We start from the raw sequence: 20,769 nt of genomic DNA on the forward strand, positions 1-20,769 counted from the left end.
AAGCTAAGCTATCATTGATCTGCTAGAACAAAATCCTGCCTTTTCATTTCAATATAATCTGCGATTTCTGTAATTGATTCCTGATACCACCGATTAATCCGCTCCAACGTTGCTGTAGCATCATAGGCTATAGGAGTAAAGGATTGGCTCTCACTGGTTGATATATGTGCTTGAAACATCTGGATTGAGGAGCGTGCATCATTGGCAAAACCATGTAGACTATCCCGCATCTGTCGGGCAGCCTGTCCAAGTTCCTCAGGTGTTAACTGAATGGTGCTACCATGTCGGTCGCCAACATAGTACGCTGGGTCCTGCCTATTCATACCGGCCGGGCTGATTCCCAGCACTGCTGCCGCAAGTTGGCCAAACCCTCCCATCGTAGAACCATGCTTCTCAACAAGCGTAGTCATCACTTCCTTAAACTCTTCTCTCGTCCGCATCATTTCTTCATAATTTCCCACTCTAGGCTGGCCTTCCACACGTTGCCCATCCATCGTAAACAGTATATTACTTATGTTCCCTTTTTCATCGAAAGTAAAATGATCCATACTATGCGTTCTCTGGCCAACTAGCATGGAATCCAAAAACTTAGATAGTACACTTTGTTCTCCCGATATGGAAGGAACACGGACAAATTCAAACGACCACTTGTTACCAAATAGTTTTTGTTCCCACCACGTCTCCCGAGGTATCGGTAAGAACATAGGGATTGTCTCGTATTTATTAGCATCTTCAAAAGTCGAATTGATATAGTAAGTAGCACCGACATGTTGCTCCGCGCTTTTCACACCAGAACCTACAGAATCCCCTGGATGGACATAGGCCACATTAGTTTTCAGATAATCTCCGTTGCGAACCTTCTCTTGCAAATCGTCAGGAAGCAAATGTACAACACTTGGCGGATTATAACTCGCTGAAGATATTCCGTTACGAATCGCAACATATTCTGCCTGCGCCCCTCCCAGCGAGTGCCCAGTCGTTGATATATCAGCTTCCGGGAACTCTTCCTTCACTTTGTCATAGAGATTCATTGCCTGAACAAACTGATTATTCCGGTATCTGGATTCAGCTTCAATAAAAGGCATTTGTTTATGCAGAGGTAGCGCCGAAATCTCTTCCTTATATTGCTCCATGTAATTGTGAGTTTTCTCCAAATTTTTGGTTCGATTACCCACAACATCATTTAAATCAGTCTCCCAGTCGGTTACTACACTCCATTTGGGACGATCAGGCGGTTCGGTTCCCCTATAACCAATAATAACTTGATTGTGGTCCTCATTGTAATACACTGAAGCATCAAATCCCGAACCATTCGTATCGTGAAGCATGGCCCCCTTGGGTTCAACTATTGTCCAACCTGGAAGATTTTCATTTTTGTATCCGGATGATGGTAAATCTCGTTTGTATACCTCATCTGCAATGGTCCAATAGGTCTTATCATTTATGTATGTCATGATACCCCGCCTTGTCTATTATAATAATTTGTATTAAAGTGTCTTTAGAGTTTATTTCCATAAAAGGAGAATTAATGCCCTATGAAAATAAAACCTGTAGCTCTGATCTTACTTATTTTTTTATTTTTATTAGGAGGATGTTCAAGTATGTCTACCTCAGATAAGCAAAATATTTTAGAAACAGCTACACCAATAAGTGTTCAGTACATAAAGAAGTACTACAATGCGGACTTTATTGTAACAAGTCATGATATTGACGACCCTTCCATCCATTCACGCCTATACCTTTACGGTCATGTTCCAGGACATGAGGATGAACGTATTACCGTTTCCTATAATTATGATACAAAGGAGGTTCTCAGTGTAGAAGGACCAGGCTGGTTTATAGATAGCCGAAATCCGAAAAAGGAAGTACCTTCTTCCTGAGAAAAATCTGCAAAGAAATACACCGATATATTTACACTTCGTTATATAAGATTGGGAGAAAACATCCCAATCTTTTTTTAGTTGTTAGATGAATTTTTTTGCAACAAATTCCCTTTATTTGTATCTATTCATTATAAATCAATATCTACATACCCGAAAACATATGCTTACAAAAATAAGCAGAAAGTCTGTACTTTCAATCTCAATGAGCTAAATATATGGAGTGCTTATAGGACGTTCTTACCAGTCTGATCAGAGATATGCTTATTTCTGGGAAAGAAATGAAGAATATAAGCATGATTATGGATATTAAAGCTCATACTACCTTCAGGAAATTATTGAAGGAGTGACAACATGAGGTTAAAAAGCATTATCGCCGTTGGAACGGTGTTAACTTGCTCTACTCTGTTATGGGGATGTGGCAATGCCAATATAAACCATGCTTCGGAGCAGAAGGAGACCGTTCAAACCGAAAGCTGGAACGATCCCAAACGACTGGAAGCTTCCCACCTGGAAGCGTTGGAACGGATGGAAAAGGATCATATTCATCGTATGGTTTCGCTGAATGCGAGCATGGATGAAGACAAAGTAATAACCACCCTTGAACGATCCACCCAGAAGCTGGAGGAAATGAGACCTCTCGCTGAAATGCTGCAACATGAGGGTCATCCAACGCTGTTACAACGAATTCAGGAGATGGCTGGAGATATTCAAGGCTCAAAAGAAGTGGTTGCTGAGATGAAAAAACTGCCTCAGGACGGCAAAATTAAGATTCAGTCTGAAAATTCCGATTCCTTGCACCACATCAGCAGTTTTAGCGATTACCACCAGTACATGCAAGAGAAGATTCAGACTTTAAAGAAGGATGTCCAAACACATTAATCTGTAACGAGGACTTGAGTCATGTCCATTATACAAATCCAAAAACAGACAAAAGTTAGATGGGAATGCTAATTCCTATCTAACTTTTGTCTTGTGAACAGTTATGATGATTATGCTTTAGTCCCTAGCTTGGTGCCACTGTTTATTTTCCAAATCCAAGAGTTAATGTGTATTATAGAAAGTTAGATTTAAATATATAGGAGGTAGAAAGAATATTTTTTAAAAAATTCAATTCATATCAATTGTACTTATACTCATATCTGTTTTATTGGTAGGATGCAATACCATACCAAACCAAGGCAAGATTATTGAAGAAGCAACTCAAATTGGACAAAAGTATTTTATAGATGAATACAGTACAGAAGTGAAGTTTACTGAGCATAAGTTCATGCCGAAAGATCTTAGCCACAATATAAGTTTAAGCGGATATGTCAAAGCAAATAAAGATACTGAAATTACAATTCTTATCGATTATGATACTTTCAAAGTCCAGAATGCCATTGTTCCCAAAGAACTACTTAAAAGGAATAATTAAAGCTTTGGAACGAGCACATTGTAGCGAACGCTACAGCAAGGAGTATTGAAGTGAACATTTTCAATAAAAAATATCTTGCATTAGCATTCTTATTTATATGGTTCAGTTTTACTTCCACCGTATTAAGCGGATGCATGTCGGGTGAACAGAGAGACATCCTTCAAAAAGCTGAGGAAACAAGTCTCACTTATTTTAAAGAAAACTATGGGATTGATGTAGAATTCACAAATCACAAATTCATTCCGGCTGACTTATCTCAAACGGTATCATTGACGGGATATGTGAAAGGCGACAAAGATCAAGAAGTATTCGCTATGGTAGATTATGATAGCTATGAAGTCAGAACAGGTTCAGTGCCGGATCATATCAAGCCTCTTAAATAAATCGATTCTCACTGGGAATAAGATATAAGATTATTAAATTTGGCTGCTCCATTGTTCATTCCACCCACAAGGATACCCATATAAAAATGCTGAACAACACTACTGGCATAAGCGCCCCAGTGGCTAACATGATCCAAAGTGTTGCTGGCCTTACACCCTGGAAGTATTGATCAAACCTGTGAAATCGTTCTTTCCGCCACTTGGCAAACTTAAGTTGCCTATTCATATGCTTCAACATTTTATGCCGCTGATTTCCTTCTTCCACTTCTTCCAGCGCACTTCGCAACTCATTATACAAACGCGCCTCTTCCTTCTCCTGTAATACAGGTGTAGTCATCGCAATCCCTCCATACGAAAAAATATGAAAATCTCAGCCTTCCACGCATAGCAATCCACAACGCTGCCTATTTTTCGAGTCGCTACCCTATCAACACGTTAATGACCTGCAAAGTTTGAAATCTAAAAGAAAAAAGGTAAACACCAAAAAGCCCGGGCAAGCCCGGACTTGGTTTAACACACTTATTTATTCTTCTGATTCGCTTGTTCTCGTTCCACAATCATCTTCGCAACCTCCTGAATCTGAAGCTTCAGAGAGATTGGGTCGTTCCCCCAGAACAAGTCCGGATCAAGCTGGAACACCCGATTGTTTTTGACCGCATCGAGCGTCTTCCACACGCCTTCATTATTGCCCCATACTTCCGAAAGCATCTCACCCTGATCCAGGAAAATAAAATCTCCGGCATACTCGCCAACCACTTCATATGAAATCTGGCGGTACGTTTCCTTACCAATCATTTCTGCAGCCTGCTTCGCAGGCGGGTTCAGCTTCATATGCTGATAGATGGCTTCCCCGCCCCGATACCCGCCATCACCATAGATGTAGAAGTTCTTGTCCGCTACAAAAACACCCATCAGCGCAAAGGTATCCTCTGCGGACACATACGGTTTAATCTGTTCACGTGCATCCGCAGAGATCTGATCCAGATCTGCCAACCATGCTTCTGCTTCCGCCTCTTTGCCAAACAGTTCACCGAAGTAACGCATGCTCTCATATGTATCCTTGAAATGGTTATACGGAAGTACAAGCGTTGGAGCAATTTTATTGTATTGTTCAATAACCTTTGCATCACCTGCCGGATTGACCCACGTAATGATCAGATCCGGTTCCAGATCCAGCATTTTCTCCAAAGAGCGCTCGCCAATGTTGCCTATACCATCAATCTGATCCTGAATCACTTTGTTCTCCAACTCATAACTGGTTGCGCCCACCGGCTTCATACCGAGTGCAAGCAGATTGGGAAGGTAGCCGTCAACGACAATTCGCTTGGGATGAACGGGCATCTCCAATTCTCCGTTGGGTGTATCAATAATTCGGGTCGCAGAGTCCGCATCATCTGCCTGTCCTTCGTCTGCTCCTGTGGAAGCCGCCTCTGTCTTTGTCCCGGTTCCTGTTGCTGCCGTGTTGCTTGTTGTACCACCACAAGCAGTGAGCATCGCAACCAACAGAACGAGGAACATCATTTTCACCATGGTAAACCACTCTCTCTTCATGACACCCTCCAATTAATAATGATTATCATTCCCGATTACAATCATTATTATAGCGGTGCCGCGGAACGAACGTCGATGTGTTATCGTTGGCTTTGTCTCATGTACTATGGTTGGCTCCACGCTCCAGCAGTCAGCAGTTGCACCAGAATATCCAGTTGTTTCTCTAGCGATACACCCTCATCCATCCAAAATTCATTCAGTATCAGCGGATATACCCGACATCCATCCTCCGTGACCAACCGCCGCCAGATTTGACGCGATAACAGCTTCTCCAGATCTTCTCCATAATCAGACGCAGGCAAAATAACAAACATGTGGTCAGCAGTATAATTCGGCAAATCCTCTTCAGTAATGAACAACGGCCTATCCTGTTCCAGCACCTCGGTCTGAATCCGTGCAGGCGGATGAAGCCTCAATGCCCGGTACAAATTATAGGCAGACCTCACTTTATCATGGGGCATAAGCCAGCGCTGATCATAATTTAGTTCATAAATGCCCACCGTCTCGTCTGGCAAAATGAATTGCAGCAACAACTCTCGGGCTGCAAGCACCTTTGCCTTGTATCGGAAAATCCATTCCTTCGCCTCTTGTTCTCTGCCGAACAGACGGCCGACTTGGCTCACTTCCTCCAGTTTGTCCATTGTGCCCCAATCGAGCATGATAACCGGAGCAATCTGCTCCATCTCTTTCAACACATCCGGAAAATGATAGAAATACGTCGGCGCAAGAATCAGTTCAGGCTTCACCTCTCTTAAGCGCTCCAGCATCTCCGAGTTGTTCGTAATGACCGTATCCTGCAAATCTTCCTCAAGAAGCAAGGATGAACCTGCAACTTCTTGTGTGGTCATGATCGGAGTCAATCCGATGCTGAGCAAAGCTCCTACAAATTGCACAGCCGCAATCTGTTCGGTTTGCCGCAATTGACGAAATGCACTTGGGGTAATGTGCACATGCTTCTTGAAGGTCTTACTCAAATATGAACCATCCGAAAACCCTGTCCGCAATGCAATATCCTGAAGCGAATCGGTCGTGGTAAACAATAAACGCTTGGCCTCATCCAGACGAAGACGGTTCAGATAGTCCCCGAAGCTCCATCCCGTTTCTTTGCGAAACAGCGACGAGAAATAACTCGCATTAAATCCGGTCATTCGGGCAAGTGCTGCCCGGTTCAGATCCGTATCCACATGTTGCTGCATATAGGCACATATCTGCTTAATCGTCATGTCCTGTACGTAATGGCCTTCTGCATCACTCCAATGCTCAAATACCTGATGAAGTATATCATTCAAGAGCGAACTCACCCGGGGATTCTGTTCAGGTGCAGCAGACTGCAATACACGCTGGGTCAGTTCCCCAAGCGATCCGTTCAGATGGCGAGCGAACTTGATAATCCCGTCCCCCGGCAACTGCTCTCGGCACAACTCGTAATGCACACTGGTATCTGTCTTCTCAACAAGTTGGTATCGCTCAAAAACCAATACATAGACCGTAACCAAATTTCCCTCTACATTCGATTCAAGGGCAACCTCTGCTTCGGAGGCATGCAAAAAAATACACTTCCCACTTCCCGCACTATACTCGCGCTCGTTCAATCGAACCGTCACTTCTGTCATGGGAATGATCAGCGTGGGATGAGGCAGGTGCAGCTGCACCGGGAATATTGTCCCTGAATCAGCGACTACACGTGCGTCACGCAAAGCGTATATTGCTCTAATCATTGTGTTTCCCTCCGCATTCTTCATTCACCCGAGCATATCACATGAACCTATACCCGACTATCTTCCCTCGTATGATACACAGCAAAAAGCGATCCTCTTCCATGACCAGCGTCAAGTTGGAGAACCGCTATAATGTACCGTTTAATACTATTTGTACAGGTTATACAACGCAGTGTGTTACAACGACAAGATTAACCCACGTTTTTGATCAATTCATTCAAACAAACCGCACCCTGCGCACGCACATTAACCACAATAATTGGCGTATCCAACATGCCGTGCATCCAGGACATATAATCCTCAACCTTTTCGTTGGGAAGAATCGTCAGAATGACCCCTGCGAATCCACCGCCGTGTATACGGCAAGCGCCATCACCCAGCTTTTGCAGATAATTTTCAGTTAACGCCAGTGCGATACCAATCTCCTGTTCCTTCACCGAGCCGCTCTGATATACATTCTGGAGCCACTTCCAGGAAGAGTTCCCGGATGCCGTAATCAAACTCAGGAAATCAGCAAAACGCCCTTCCCGCAAGGCCTGCACCTGACCGTCCACCCGATTGTTTTCCTCCAAGAAATGAAGTGCACGCAGTACCGCACGATCCCCTGCTACTTCACGTACCTGCTTGAGATTGGCGTAGATCGCCTCTGCCGTAATTTCTCGAACATATTCGCTGCCCAGGGCTTTAGCCACTGCTCTCATCTCATATGGTACAGCAGCGTAATCCTCCGTCAGATCCGCGTGGTTCCCACCTGTGTTTACAATGACCAATGAGTAGCCGTTTTGTTGGAAATCCCATTGTACAGGCTCAATTACAGGCTCGGACGGATTCTCAAAATCAATCGCAATTAGCCCACCATAGGCACAAGCCATCTGATCCAGCAGACCGGAAGGTTTATTCCAATAGTTGTTCTCCGCATACTGACCAATCTTGGACATGACCACCACATCTAATGTGCCCTCATTGTAAAAATGATTCAGAATCGTACAAATCAGCATCTCGAATGATGCCGACGAGCTTAACCCAGATGCTGAGAACACATTACTGGAGATGTACGCCTGGAAGCCGCCTACATTGTACCCAAACTTACCAAATCCCGCACCCATACCACGAATCAAAGCCGTAGTGCCGTCGTCTTCCACCTTCGTTGCCAGATCCATGAGATCGATTACATATTTTTGTTCATAGCCTTCTGAATAAAAGGTAATCACAGAATCCGTCGTTGGCGCAGCCACCGCAATCGTATCCAGCGTAATACTTCCCGCGAGCACCTTGCCATGATTATGATCCGTGTGGTTGCCACCAATTTCGCTACGTCCAGCCGCGCTGAACAATTTGCTGCCCTCTTGTACGCCAAAATACTGTTCGAATGATTCATTGAGCTTTGTGTAACGTGCTGTCTGTTCTTCTAGTTGTTGCTGACCGTACATTTGGACAAGCAACGCTTGGCCTGAAGTGGATTGGATCAGTTCCAGTGGTTGTGTAGTCATTGATAATCCTCCTATGGATATGCAGCATTTATTTTTCTATTGTGGGTGCAAGATGGACGATATAGGGATTAATTCATGCCCGTTTACTCTCCCATTATCTCAGCTTCGTTTCGTAAAAGGTAGGGTAGAATTGAAAGTTTGTAAGCGCTTTTTGAAGACATTTTATCTTATTTAATAGGTTTAAATTTAATCTGATCAACAATAAATTCATTGTCGGCTTTATCGAAGGTATACGTGATATTGAAGTCACACACATATGTAGGAGATATACCAATAGAGCCTGGAAGACTTAATTTAATTTTGTGATTATACAATGTATAAATAACTACACCGCCGAAAGCAAGCTCATCTTGATGGTAGTCTGGTGCTGGATCAAAATCATAATTGAAGTTACCTACTTGTCCTTGTGAAATCACTGTAATCGCTAATGTACCATCACCATTTTTAGAAACACGCGATTCAATATGCTCAGCAACAATATCCTCATAACGCTGTACTTTAATTTCAGATAAGTTATCGGAGTTAACGACATGAATTTCATAGTTATCCAAGCCTGTCCCTCGGCCAGTCTGAAAGATTATTACAGCCTCTTCCTTACCATCACCGGTAAGATCGGTATAAAATAACTGCGGCTCCGTTCCCGAATGTTGAGAAATGCTCCAATCAAAATCTTTTGCGCGCCCATTTATATCTAGAGTTACTCTTTCAATTGCATCTTTCGTTTCTTTAATTGCATAAAGTTTTACTTGTTCATCCTTAGAAGATCCGATTAATTTCAATTTTGAATTTGTTTCTTGTTTCGGCTTCTTAGTTACCTGCATGATGGGAGACACAACCCGTTCCTGCTGTATAGAAACTAACGAATCTGATTGGCATCCTCCAAAAAGAACTGCACTCAACAATATCAATGAAGCTATTTCTTTTTTCAAATCCATGCCCCTCTCATCTAAATAGCTAAAATTAATCCAATGAATTTAACCGAATGGTTACCTTCCTCGTTTCACGATCATTGGAATCAAACCAGTCTTTAAGTACGTTATATTCACTTGTTTCTAATGCTGCTGTTTCAATCGTGAAATGGTTATTGTCTATCCATTCATAAGAGATGATGGGCCAAGTCGGTTTCAACATGAATGCTTCTTCCAAATCAGTTGATGCATATGGGATGATTTCTAATTTTTTGAGATCCACGGCAACAAGGATTTGTCTCTTAACCAGACCGCCTTCATCATAAGCATATCGAATTAACACCTGCTGATAGTCAGAGGAAAGTTTATAATCTTGTAAAATGCCCTCAGGCATCGGCAAGCTATGGGTCTCTCTACCATCAATTTTCACCAAAAGGGTAGAGCAGGCTTTGGTTCCACAGCCATACTTCAGCATCGAATATGTTTCCGAAGAAGGCACCTCCAATACCTCCAATTGTGTACGATCTATTTCAGTTTGGAAGTCCTGTTCGTTCATCAGGTAGCGCTTATACTCTGGGACGTCGTTAAGAGGTAATTGTAGGGTTGCTTCTTCATTCATGATTTCAATGATATTGGGTAATGAAGATGCCTTGTTATACAAGCCTGAAGAGTTGGTATCGTTATCATTTTCCACCTGATATGCGGAAGGTTCTAACCCAGAAAACCATATCATAATTACCGCTGAAGTAACGAGTACTATAACTAGTAGCAAAAAGAACATTTTCTTTTTCATAGCACTCCTCCTTCGTGCATGGTTTCGATCCAGAACCAAATGGATTATACTACAAAGATATCCATTTTTGGTGTCAGATCGGTTTCAATGTTATTTTCATGAGATAACCCACTATTCAGGTTAAGAGGTGAATCTATGAACGTTATTTTAAACAAACAACCAGATAAACGTCGTATAAACGTAGCGATGCTTATGTATCTCGTAATAATGATTTTATTTTATGGCATTTATGTTTCCTTGGAATCGGATCGGATAGCTCAATCACAACAGTGGACTTCCGGTGGTTCCATAAGCGACCAAGCGATCGAGTCAATGAGTCAGCTGGGAAGATGGACGTCTATCACTGAATCGCTGTTCCTCGTTCTTTTCACACTGGTGATGATCATGATGATTACCCGGTACCGAAGTAATGTAAGAAAATTACTCCCTTTTGCCTTATGGAATGTCGCTTTGTTTGTTGGGGTTGGTTCGTTCAGTTTGGTTGGTTCACAGGTCATGTCAATGTCCGTTGGCAACCTGGCACAACCTATCTTCGTACCTGCGTTTCTATTGGCTGCGTTGTTCATATATGTGGTTTGGGGATTAATGAAACGTGGATAACGTGTGTGAGGCGATTATAAACGTTCAAAAACTATGGTTGTTTTCTCCATAGATATCTGGATTGCAGCCAAAGTTTTATTACATCTTATCTTAGAATCGGATCGATTAATGCACTTAAACGTATCACAAATCCTCTCCTTGACTGTTACGTAAGGTCATACTTGATAATGGGCTCAAGTTCACCTAAAGGAGAGATTAATGATGAAGATAACAGCGTTGCGTTCAGATAAAATTTATGAAAAGATCATCCAGGCTGCACCCGATGATAAATTGGAGTTATACCGCGAGCACATGATGGGTCCTTTCATGAACAAATGGAACATTCAACAGATCCCGTTTCGCTCTCATGAGCCTCACGGTTTCGACGTGATCATGATGAATAACTTCATGAATATCGCTCCCGCAGATATCACACCTGAGATTAACCAATCGTTAGCAGCGATCTCGTCTGAAGCATTTTGGCAACAGTGTTATGAAGCTGTTCATACGTGTCTATCTACCTTTACAGAGCACGGGATTGAGCTGTCGGTCTCCGAATATCTATATACGATTTTATTAGGCGACAAGAATAGCCCTTCATTCACCATGAACGAAGGTATCAGCGGAGATGGTGGAATCCCGGGTTATATTATTGCGAACCTGATCCCCAATGGCTATACTCTACCTCGTATGCAATCCGTGTTAGCTCATGAATGCAATCATAATGTGAGATATCAATATATCCAGTGGAATCCACAGATTACGCTTGGCGAGATGGTTGTTAGTGAGGGGTTGGCCGAGAGCTTTGCGACATCCCTGTATGGAGAAGAGTTATTAGGCCCCTGGGTAGCCAAAACGGATATGGAGACATTGAATAACATTATCAAACCAAAGATGAAAGACCAGCTGCATGTCACCGGTTTTGACCAGATTAATCCGCATCTATACGGCGATGAACTTGCCATAATGCAAAATTTCACTCCTGTAGGTATGCCCTATGCGGCTGGCTATGCCTGCGGTTATCACTTAATCCAATATTATCTGAACAAGACAGGTACACCGATTACCGAAGCGACCATCACTCCGGCAAGTGCTATCCTTGCTGAAACAAAGGATTTTTGGAATGAAGACACCCTATTTCACCGTTAAAGATATCATTCAGATTACAGGTATCACCAAACGCGCATTACATTATTACGATAAAACGGATCTATTAAAACCGAGCAAAGTCGAGGACAACGGCTATCGCTATTACGATCAAGAGGCACTGGGGAATCTGCAGATGATTCTCTTGTTCAAAGAAATGGATTTCTCATTAAAAGACATTGCACTCATGATGCAACTCTCCAAGAAAGAACAAAAAGATATCCTAAGAGAGCATCGCAGTACACTCGTTCAACGAAAACAAAAGCTCGAAACCATCATCGACCAGTTGGACGAGTATGTGGATGGGACGGATATCTCTCATCTTCATCTGTTTGACGACTCTTCCATTCTGTCCATTCAAGAGCAATATGAATCTGAGGCGAGGTACGTCTACGGAGATACCGAGAAATATCAGGAATTCGAAGCTAATGTGAACCAACTCTCTGCGGAAGAGCAAGAAAAAGCCTACCAGCAGTTCTCGGTCAACATGGAGACGGTATTTCGGGAATTGGCGAAACATCAGGAACTGTCTCCTGCTTCTGGTGAGGTGCAGGCGCTAGTGCGTGAATGGAAGAGTTGTCTGGAGCAATTTATGAGTTGTGATGCTGAGATTCTCAGATGTATCGCAGAAACCTATACGACGGATCGCCGCTATTCGGGTTATTTTGATCAGTTTGGCGATGAGAATTTTTTGAGGTTTTTGTATGAAGCGATTATGGTTTATGTGAAGGGTGGGGAAATATAAGTCTCTCCTGTGCTTCTTCAAATGTTGGGTAAAACGACCGCTATTACTTTCATCTCTTCCTGACACCCACCACACCTTGGCTTTGTTTAACCATATACTTGTCGAGCTTAAAAGAGTTACGGGGGCTGTCTGACACAGAGAAACAAGAAAACAAGAATATCATCTGAAGTGATCCCTCTTGGATGATCAGAACGATTTGAATGACGTTAGAAGAAAAACTCGAAAAGGCCATGAAAAACAACAGAGTACCGAGGTTCGCATGCTCTTTGAGATCTCCACAATTCTCAGTCGCTCGTTTGCTGACATCTAGGGCTTTCGGAAGCACCAACCAGAGGATCTAATTCATAGAACACCGTATATATAATGTTGTGGAGACGGAGAAGCGTGCCGGCAACAACAACCATTGGCAGCTTTGAATTTCTCCATGTATGGGTTATTTTCAGCTACAGCCGCCTTCAGTTGGTATCCATGTACCTCAGGACGTGCTTTTGCCCCCAGCTTTCTTCAGATCTAACCTAACGATGGAATCTTCCCCAATGACTAACGCAAGAGTTTGCCTGCCCTTGTTTGAGATTTTAGTCCTAGGGATGACCCCCATGCTGGGCGTAACATAAAAAAAATAAACTCGAACATAGGTTCAAGTCTATTTCGAGCTCGGTTTATCTATCGTACAATATACTCTTCCTTTTTGACAAATAACTAAAGAAGCTGAATAAATCGGTTGCAAACTTTCTTTATCTACAAAGGTAGAGACAAAATAAGGATTATAATAAGCCTCTCTCATATGGACATTGGAGTAATCAGCGTACTGATGCTGGTATTCGAACTCACCCTGTACATAAGCATGAATATTCTTCACTCTCTCCCGAAGTACACGCGCCCTTCCCGAAGGAGATACAACAAAGTGTGCATTGCTTACGACAATTCGTTCCATGTAACCGATAATCTTTCGGGTAGAGCTACAACGAATTGAGAAACACTTTTTGTAAAAATGATAGGCAATTCGAATACTTTGCATATTGGACAAGATAGGAAATGTTTGCTTAATGTCTGCTCTCCGCATACGCTTCATCCATTCTATTGTTATTACTACTTAGTATGCGGAGATTATTTAATTTTAGACTACTTTGTTAAAATTTTGTGTTTACAATGTACAAACACATGGGACCGTATCGTCCTCAACACTCAAGTATCGTTGCAAACCATTCTGCTCCAACTCTTTACGATATTCGCGCAATGTAAACGGGCCTCCATTCCGCTTCAAAATAGAAACGTTTTTATCGAAATGCTCCCGAAATTGCTCCTCCATTTCTTCCTGTTCCCGGTATGTTTCCGGCCACGTTCGATACAACTGAGCATAATGTTGGAACCCTCCTCTTACACATCTTCCACCGCAATTAGCGTGTGAGAAACCAAGTTCATACATAATGGGCAGCTTAATGCCCCAGTCTTCCTCAATAATTCGCTTGGCGTCAATTTCTTCCCGAAATGTAGAAATAAGCGGAAATCTTGTTTCTACCGACTCAAGCGGACGATGAGCATAGAACTCCTTCAAATTCTCTGCCCGGTGCTGCTCATGACGTCCAATACCAAAATACAGAATAGGTTCCAGACCATGTTCATCCCTAAGCTCTTCAAGGAAAATAATTGTTTGCCTGACTTTCAGCTCTTCCGAGCACTTTGCAAGACGCGAATTCCCCATAAATTTATAATCATAAAATACCTGCTCAGGTGTTCTTCCATCTGTACGATAGGTAATTTCCATACCTAAGTAATCTGCCACCTCATGCATAAAACGGTAGTTATCCTCATGCTCCCATAATGTGTTGGTAAAAAAGAGAAGGCTATTTTCCCTCCCATAGGTTTGCACCATATGGTAGGCCACATATGCAGATGAAGCCCCCCCGCTGTACATGGCTACATGGACCGGTTTTCGTTTCATATACATACCTCATTCCTTAACCCTATTCGATTTCTTGAAGCAATTTGAGAAGTAACTGTCTTATTTCCTGAGCTGATATGTCTTTCCCGGCATATTTCATCATATTCTTTACGTTGATGTACAGCGTCTGAGACTTTTTGGACCACGGAACTATCGGCTCCAATACGATATCATATGTAGAGGCGGATTCATGTTTCACCTGGAGCAGCTGCCATTCGTATTTAATCTGACCTAGTAATAAATCCTGTGTCGCATCAGACCACTCTATACGGGGAACGCCAACCAGATGTTCAGCCAGCCAATCCATCATTCCATGCTCATTCTCTAATTTAGGCAATGTGGAGAGTTTGCTGTTTTTACTAATTGCTCCATCACGAAGTTTAACGAGAGCGTCGGATAATTGGGAAAGGGACTCAAGACCTGTTAGGTTTAACACATGCCGGATCAGTTCGACTTCGTTTGTCTCTATAAAACTCTCCAGTTCTTTCTTCGCATCAGCCAGTTTGTTTCCATAAGATGCCAACTCCTTCATATGGACATAAGGATCAATCTCCGCACCTCGTATATGATCGCGAATTTGTCGGGTTGCAGGCGATATACTAGTCGTTATCTGCGAATACTTAGGCAAGCTTCGTAGCCACAATAGCAGGGCGGAAGCGACATGTACGAAGCTTGTACAAGCTTCAGCAGGCAGCCCGAAATGATGACCCAACTCCTCAAGTTGATTTTGTTCTTCCAACGTCCATTTAAAATAACGATATTCATAGGATTCAGATAATTCAATCAATTCCAAAACCGATACTCCGCTAAGATGAGTGGTCAGCATATCGTGTGAATAAAAGAGAAGTTGATTCCACCGATCCCTCAACAGAGCGACGAATAAGAGTGGCACAACAGCTGCTCGTATACCGTAAGGCGGCTCGCCGAGCATAGAAACTAGTTGCGACAATTTTCCGATAGGCTGCTCATCCAACCTTCGCCGCAGTTCGTCTCTGATCACCTCAAGCTTTCCGGTACAGCACACCCCGGATTCCGCATCAAATGTATAACCGTTATTTTTAAGAACACTGGCGTATATGAGGTAATTTGGCCCGTATCCCTCTATTCCGAGAGTAGGCTCATTTGGCTCGCGGATTACCCGATCGATGACATCAATTAAAGCTCTTCTTTGAATTCCTGAAATACGATTACGATTGAAAGCTTCATTCCGAATAATTGGTGTATCTTGGTAGGTGCTCCGGAGCCGCTCGGTCACCAATCCTTCCAACCCCCTAAGATCTCTAATGAGTCTTCGTTCCGATCCCCATCTCCAGTCGAGCTCTTCAAAAACAAAATATCGATCCACAAATGCTTTAATCCTCATGCTTGTCTCCTGGAGCATGTAGATCAACTCATTTTTTACTCTTCCATCCTCGGCTAGAAACGCAGGGTCATGAAGAAGTTGGTCGATGATTTTGTAATGCAGCAGACTTGGACGAATATTCTCGGCTGTAAACATCGGAAATGCAACACAATAGGGTTCCTTAAGTTCATTCATGAACACATCAGGATCGTCCATCTCATCAGCATCCATATATAGAACAAGCCAAATACGATCATCTGCTGTGTAAATCGTGTCATAGCCGGATTTGAGCTCTGTAATATTCGTAAATCGTACATCAGCATAACGAAGCATATCCATATCATCGTTATATTCATATGGCATAACATAAGTCAAAGGAAGATGCCGTTCCAGTAAAGCAAAACTTTCTCGTACACTTAGTGAAACAGAATTCATCTTTGCTGCCACTACGGCGTTCACATCCATTGAGCTGCCGTCGTACAGCTCCCACAAATCGCGGATCGAATTATAACGTATAATTTTAGCTTTTAACAATTCATCCAAAACTTGCTTCGTCTCTTCCAACGTTGAACCTAGAGCAAATGCCAGGAAGGATAATGTTGGCGGCTGTTTTTGAGTAAGTCTTGTAACTGTCCACAGCGTGAGAAGCTCCACGATACGACGTTTCATAGAATGCTCGCTATCCAGATATGGCGCAATCGTATGGTAGAGCTGAAGACTTGACTGATCGCCGACCTCAGCTGACTCAATATTGAAAAAATGAAACAACTGATCTGCAAAATAATATCCACTTCGTTGATGAACATGGTCGATCAAGCTATACCGCTCATTATCCGCCAGAAAGGAATACAATGTACGTTCGTTCTGCCCGAAAATATTGGACAGTTGCGGAAGCAACAACACAGCAACAGGATGCAACGGGTACAACGTCCGAATCATACCATGCTCCAGCTGGTATGAGGTGTACTCACTGAAGAACGGATAAGACTGAAGTTTCTCCAGTGTTTCTAAATCCACCCCATCCAGAAGGCACTGTGTATTGATTGGAGCAATTGCCTCTTGTGCAAGCCGAAGAAAAGTAGAAGCATCTGTTGCCAGACTGTAGAATCGAAATCGCTTTTCTACTTTTTCGAACTCTCCGCGAACACTCTCTCTCTCATTTACTGCATATTGGCGGATATGTTTATGTCCCACAACTAGCAGATGGGCGTTCGGCGAACGGTCAACGAATTCAGCAAAATCTTGAAGATCCTGCATATTCTGAACGGTATCCGGCCCTCCAAGCGATTGAAGGAATCTACCAAATTCATCATAGACAATGATCAAGCCTACCTTCTGAGCTGAAAGCTCAGTGGAGAGCCATTCCAGATTATCTACAAAATAAGTCTCATGCTCAATCGCCCAAGGTGTGCCTGAAGTCACTGTAGGGTAAAATGCAATAAAATCACGAGTAACTTCCTCATTATAATTTAAAATAGAGGAACGCCATTCTGCTTCCAACCACTCCTGTTGTATTAAATGAGACTGAAATGAAGCATAAGTGGTTGCATAATCCTGCTTCCAACGATCAACGGTGTCCAATATGGATTTAGCCTCGTTGGGCGTTGCAATCTCTATACCAGCTTGATGCAGAGAACGAAAAATTGCCTGATTAACAATTTTTCGCAAACTTCCTGTTCTTCCGTTAATAACAACTGGAATATAAGTCATTTCCGCACATTCGGCTTCACGTAATCGGGCTGCCAGTTGAGTATCGATTCGCTCCGCTTGTACCAACAACCTCGCCCGCCACTCCGAAGAAAACTGTCTCGACAGAAATTGACACACAATTGTTGCTAGAAGTGACTTGCCTGTTCCATAGGCACCGATCAATAGGTGGGCATGTGCCGCATCCTGGGTTACACCTTCCAGAATACCCCGAAGAACTTCAGAATGTGAAGGCGTAAGTACATATTGATAAAGCAACTCCTGATTAAGTATATCGAGCTGCAGATTGATGCTTGAGCGGAATCCTTGCATTCAATAAACCGCCTTCCGTAAATATGCTTTTCTCAAAAAAGCATATGCGTCTTCTACCTCTACATTGAGACTGTAAATCTGATTGGTCCGCACAAATTTTACTGGATATAGGGTGTCAGCATGAAGCAGCTCCAAAGCTTCCAAAATTAGATTCGAAGATAGATGGTAAAGCTTGCCCCACAGCATGGGTTTAACTAATATCTCTTCCAATGTCACGCTGTTCACTCCATGATTACCACAATAAAACAACAAGTTGAAATAAAGTGCATCCAGATCAATCTGATGTATTTCAGGGCTCTGTTTTACAAATTGATCTTTGGTCTCGTATAGCAGGTTCAGTCCGGACAGCGGGCTTGCCACAACCTCTTCCGGATCATCTTCACTTTTCGCCTGTACCGAGTACATCAGTTTTAAACAATCTAGATCGCGCTTCAGGGTATTAGTCGATACCTCCCGGTTATGATGTTGCTTGACCCATTCACTAAGTGTTGCAAGCACCTCATCATTGGTCCCGGAACGATGGTTAAATTCATTAAAATACCAATACCAGGTAGAAGCCTGCTCCTTGTTCGACGCCAGTATGCAGTGCAACACAGCAGCAGTAAGGGGAAGTCGAATGAAACGGTCGTGTTCAAAGACCAACCTACCAAATTCGGTCAGTTGATGAATCGATTTCCGCTCCTCATTCTTTCTCTCTTCCATAACAGATGTTGCTACGACCCAATATCTTAGCGATTTCACCATGTTTTTCCCTAGTCCGATTTTCTCAAAGCCGAATTCATTATAAAAGAACCCCGGGTCTTCATTTCTCATTTTCATCGCTTTGGAAAGCCAGTTTACCCGAAGGTAGAAGCTTTGATGATGACCAAATTTCATGTTGTGACGTCTTCCTTTCCAGCGAAGTTATTGCTGATTGTTTCTGTCGAAGTACTGCAGTAATGTTCTCTTGACAACTGAGGTTAAATAAGGACTCTTTGCCCTGACAATCTCCGGCAGATCTGTTTTCATCAGAAAATCCCCTTTACCACCAAGCGTCTCTGCTCCTTCTTCACTAATAATAATTTTTGAAGCATGATGGTCCGCTGCCTTCAGCGCTATCCTAGCTGGCAGATTATTTCTAATGTTCGTCGGCACAATGTCCGCCTTCGGATTTTGGGTGCAGATCAGCAGATGTATGCCGGCCGCCCGCGCTTTGGCCCCGAGCCGCATAATGGCGCTCTCCACTCGTGCACTCAAGCTCTTCTCTCGCTCCATAAAGTCAGCAAATTCATCAAATACAACAACCATCCTTGGCATAGGGATTCCCGAAAACTCAACATACTGATCGATGCTTGATACGCTCTCGCTAACAAACAGTCGGTAACGCTCCTCCATCTCCTCGACCAATTGCTCTAGTGCTTCAACGGCCTTTTCAATCTCTGTTATTACAATCTTTGTGTGGTCACGATTCTCATAAACTAGGAATTCAACCTTCTTCGGATCAACAAAAATGAACTGAACCTCATCAGGGGAATACATACACATCATAGCTAATATAATTGCATTTATCGTCACACTTTTACCGCTTCCTGTTGTGCCACCTACCAATAAATGCGGCGTATTTGAGCTGGAAAAGTCCATAAATATCAATTCCCGGAGTTGTCCAATACCAACAGGCGCAACCAGTCTGCCTTTAAGCTGTTCTGGGGGAAACTGTTTTCTTGTTTGAGCCATAAAATTCTCAAAGTAGACTGTCTCTGGTGTATCCCGATTAATATCAATATTTATTCGGCCATTCCGTAGTTGAATGAGCGGGATAGAGGATAACTGTAACCATAAATAGATGTCTTTGGCACGGCTCTCCACACTGCTGTAGGGTTTATCTCCAGGGATCTCCAGAACGATACGAATGACACTTACTCCTACAAAAGATTCCACGATTTTAATCTGAATACCATTCTGATTGAAGTTGTAGCGTAATTTCTTTTGATAACTCTCCACCAATGGATTGATATCTTCTGATTGTCTCTCTTCCACCAGCGGCAAGTCGGATAACGCTTCTACTTCTGGATAGATAACCGTGTTATCCATGATGTTTTCTTTTTCCACCATAACCAAAGAACTACTGAGCATTGTTCCTTGTGCCAGCTCTTTCTCGTATTCGTAACTATTCTTACTCTCATATACTGATATGCCAGTTGTCCCAAAGCATCTCCCGCCTTTGTCAGGATCGGTAACCGCTTGATTCACTGCCTTAACGCCATTGTTCTCTTGTGATTTGGTACCTTCTTCCTGCCCAAGTCCAAGCTTATCTGTCACATACGCCGTAATTTCTTGAATGGCCTCAAACGATGGAATCGTCTCTTCTTGCATTGCGCCCAATGCCTTCAAAATATAAGAACGATTATATATATGATTTATATATTCATTCTGAAGTATTTCCGTCTGGTACCCCTTATTATGGTCATCCATAGTGCTCAATTCAATCAGATTTGACGTATAGACAAACGTATCGATAGAGCCTGCCAGCGTAACCTCAATGTCTTTAATTGGAATATCCTGCAGGTCTTTCAAAAGCAATGCGTCCTGTCTGTCATACGTGTTATATTCCAACAAATAAAAGAGCAGTTCTTTGCGCCATAACTCGGCGCTAGCCAAATGTTCGCTGAATTGAAAACGGCTGCGGTACAGATCCAGACCTGCTTTTACCTGTTTTATCGCATCGTATCTTTCCTTTTCAAAAATGGTATGTGAAATAAACTTCAGCTCCACCAATTCAAAATGCAAAGCGATTTTCTCCCCATTTCGTCGAATAGAAGTTCGGACCAAATCAGGTCTCCGCACAGATCCATGAAACCAGGGCAGCTCGTCACATAG

Annotated in this window: 18 protein-coding genes; 6 read left to right on the forward strand and 12 right to left on the reverse strand. The window is 42.9% G+C overall.

Going from position 1 to position 20,769, the window contains the following annotated elements:
- Positions 1-11 precede the first annotated feature (11 nt).
- Positions 12-1,454: a hypothetical protein gene (locus tag gpAD87_RS21320; RefSeq protein ID WP_064640476.1), complete on the reverse strand. Its 1,443-nt coding sequence runs from the start codon at positions 1,452-1,454 to the stop codon at positions 12-14.
- Between the two features lie 81 nt (positions 1,455-1,535).
- Between gpAD87_RS21320 and gpAD87_RS21325 the strand changes: the two genes are divergently transcribed.
- From gpAD87_RS21325 to gpAD87_RS21335, 3 genes are all read left to right on the forward strand, one after another.
- Positions 1,536-1,880, forward strand: coding sequence for a hypothetical protein (locus gpAD87_RS21325; RefSeq protein ID WP_063565969.1), 345 nt, complete (start codon positions 1,536-1,538; stop codon positions 1,878-1,880).
- Positions 1,881-2,234: 354 nt separating this feature from the next.
- On the forward strand, positions 2,235-2,762 hold the full coding sequence (locus gpAD87_RS21330) for a hypothetical protein (RefSeq protein ID WP_064640477.1): 528 nt from the start codon (positions 2,235-2,237) through the stop codon (positions 2,760-2,762).
- Between the two features lie 585 nt (positions 2,763-3,347).
- Complete coding sequence (locus gpAD87_RS21335; RefSeq protein ID WP_064640478.1) at positions 3,348-3,680, forward strand: hypothetical protein; 333 nt, start codon at positions 3,348-3,350, stop codon at positions 3,678-3,680.
- 55 nt (positions 3,681-3,735) lie between these two features.
- Here gpAD87_RS21335 and gpAD87_RS21340 read toward each other — a convergent pair whose 3' ends face one another.
- The 6 genes from gpAD87_RS21340 to gpAD87_RS21365 form a co-directional block, all read right to left on the reverse strand.
- Entirely contained in the window at positions 3,736-4,017 is a 282-nt protein-coding gene (locus gpAD87_RS21340; RefSeq protein WP_064640479.1) for a hypothetical protein, read from the reverse strand.
- Between the two features lie 182 nt (positions 4,018-4,199).
- The gene (locus gpAD87_RS21345) at positions 4,200-5,231 is read right to left on the reverse strand and encodes an ABC transporter substrate-binding protein (protein WP_064640480.1); all 1,032 of its coding nucleotides are present in this window, start codon (positions 5,229-5,231) and stop codon (positions 4,200-4,202) included.
- A gap of 104 nt (positions 5,232-5,335) precedes the next feature.
- Positions 5,336-6,949 carry a helix-turn-helix domain-containing protein gene (locus gpAD87_RS21350; protein WP_064640481.1) on the reverse strand — a complete coding sequence of 538 codons (1,614 nt, stop codon included), beginning with the start codon at positions 6,947-6,949 and terminating at the stop codon, positions 5,336-5,338.
- Positions 6,950-7,140: 191 nt separating this feature from the next.
- Positions 7,141-8,439: a galactokinase gene (locus gpAD87_RS21355; protein WP_064640482.1), complete on the reverse strand. Its 1,299-nt coding sequence runs from the start codon at positions 8,437-8,439 to the stop codon at positions 7,141-7,143.
- A gap of 167 nt (positions 8,440-8,606) precedes the next feature.
- Positions 8,607-9,374 (reverse strand): hypothetical protein, encoded by a 768-nt coding sequence (locus tag gpAD87_RS21360; protein ID WP_231952697.1) that lies wholly within the window; start codon positions 9,372-9,374, stop codon positions 8,607-8,609.
- 25 nt (positions 9,375-9,399) lie between these two features.
- On the reverse strand, positions 9,400-10,140 hold the full coding sequence (locus gpAD87_RS21365; protein ID WP_064640483.1) for a hypothetical protein: 741 nt from the start codon (positions 10,138-10,140) through the stop codon (positions 9,400-9,402).
- A gap of 135 nt (positions 10,141-10,275) precedes the next feature.
- On the opposite strand from gpAD87_RS21365, the gene gpAD87_RS21370 reads away from it, so the two are divergent.
- From gpAD87_RS21370 to gpAD87_RS21380, 3 genes are all read left to right on the forward strand, one after another.
- Complete coding sequence (locus gpAD87_RS21370) at positions 10,276-10,740, forward strand: hypothetical protein (RefSeq protein WP_064640484.1); 465 nt, start codon at positions 10,276-10,278, stop codon at positions 10,738-10,740.
- 201 nt (positions 10,741-10,941) lie between these two features.
- Positions 10,942-11,868 carry a DUF2268 domain-containing protein gene (locus tag gpAD87_RS21375; protein WP_064640485.1) on the forward strand — a complete coding sequence of 309 codons (927 nt, stop codon included), beginning with the start codon at positions 10,942-10,944 and terminating at the stop codon, positions 11,866-11,868.
- Positions 11,843-12,610: a MerR family transcriptional regulator gene (locus gpAD87_RS21380; RefSeq protein ID WP_064640486.1), complete on the forward strand. Its 768-nt coding sequence runs from the start codon at positions 11,843-11,845 to the stop codon at positions 12,608-12,610. The genes gpAD87_RS21375 and gpAD87_RS21380 overlap by 26 nt, the downstream gene beginning before the upstream one ends.
- Before the next feature lie 643 nt (positions 12,611-13,253).
- On the opposite strand, the gene gpAD87_RS33005 is transcribed toward gpAD87_RS21380, so the two are convergent.
- The 5 genes from gpAD87_RS33005 to gpAD87_RS21405 all read right to left on the reverse strand — a co-directional run.
- Positions 13,254-13,682, reverse strand: a complete 429-nt coding sequence (locus tag gpAD87_RS33005) for a hypothetical protein (protein ID WP_442950727.1) — start codon at positions 13,680-13,682, stop codon at positions 13,254-13,256.
- Between the two features lie 72 nt (positions 13,683-13,754).
- A complete protein-coding gene (locus gpAD87_RS21390) occupies positions 13,755-14,552 on the reverse strand; it encodes a phosphoadenosine phosphosulfate reductase domain-containing protein (RefSeq protein WP_231952698.1) in 798 nt (265 codons plus the stop codon).
- A gap of 22 nt (positions 14,553-14,574) precedes the next feature.
- Positions 14,575-17,913 (reverse strand): hypothetical protein, encoded by a 3,339-nt coding sequence (locus gpAD87_RS21395; RefSeq protein ID WP_064640489.1) that lies wholly within the window; start codon positions 17,911-17,913, stop codon positions 14,575-14,577.
- Positions 17,914-18,789, reverse strand: a complete 876-nt coding sequence (locus gpAD87_RS21400) for a DUF4007 family protein (RefSeq protein ID WP_064640490.1) — start codon at positions 18,787-18,789, stop codon at positions 17,914-17,916.
- A 27-nt stretch (positions 18,790-18,816) separates the two neighbouring features.
- Positions 18,817-20,769, reverse strand: a 1,953-nt coding sequence (locus tag gpAD87_RS21405; RefSeq protein WP_269453519.1) for an FtsK/SpoIIIE domain-containing protein, incomplete at its 5' end; no start/stop codon positions are given.

The sequence above is a fragment of the Paenibacillus sp. AD87 genome (assembly GCF_001659845.1).
Taxonomy (GTDB): domain Bacteria; phylum Bacillota; class Bacilli; order Paenibacillales; family Paenibacillaceae; genus Paenibacillus; species Paenibacillus marchantiae.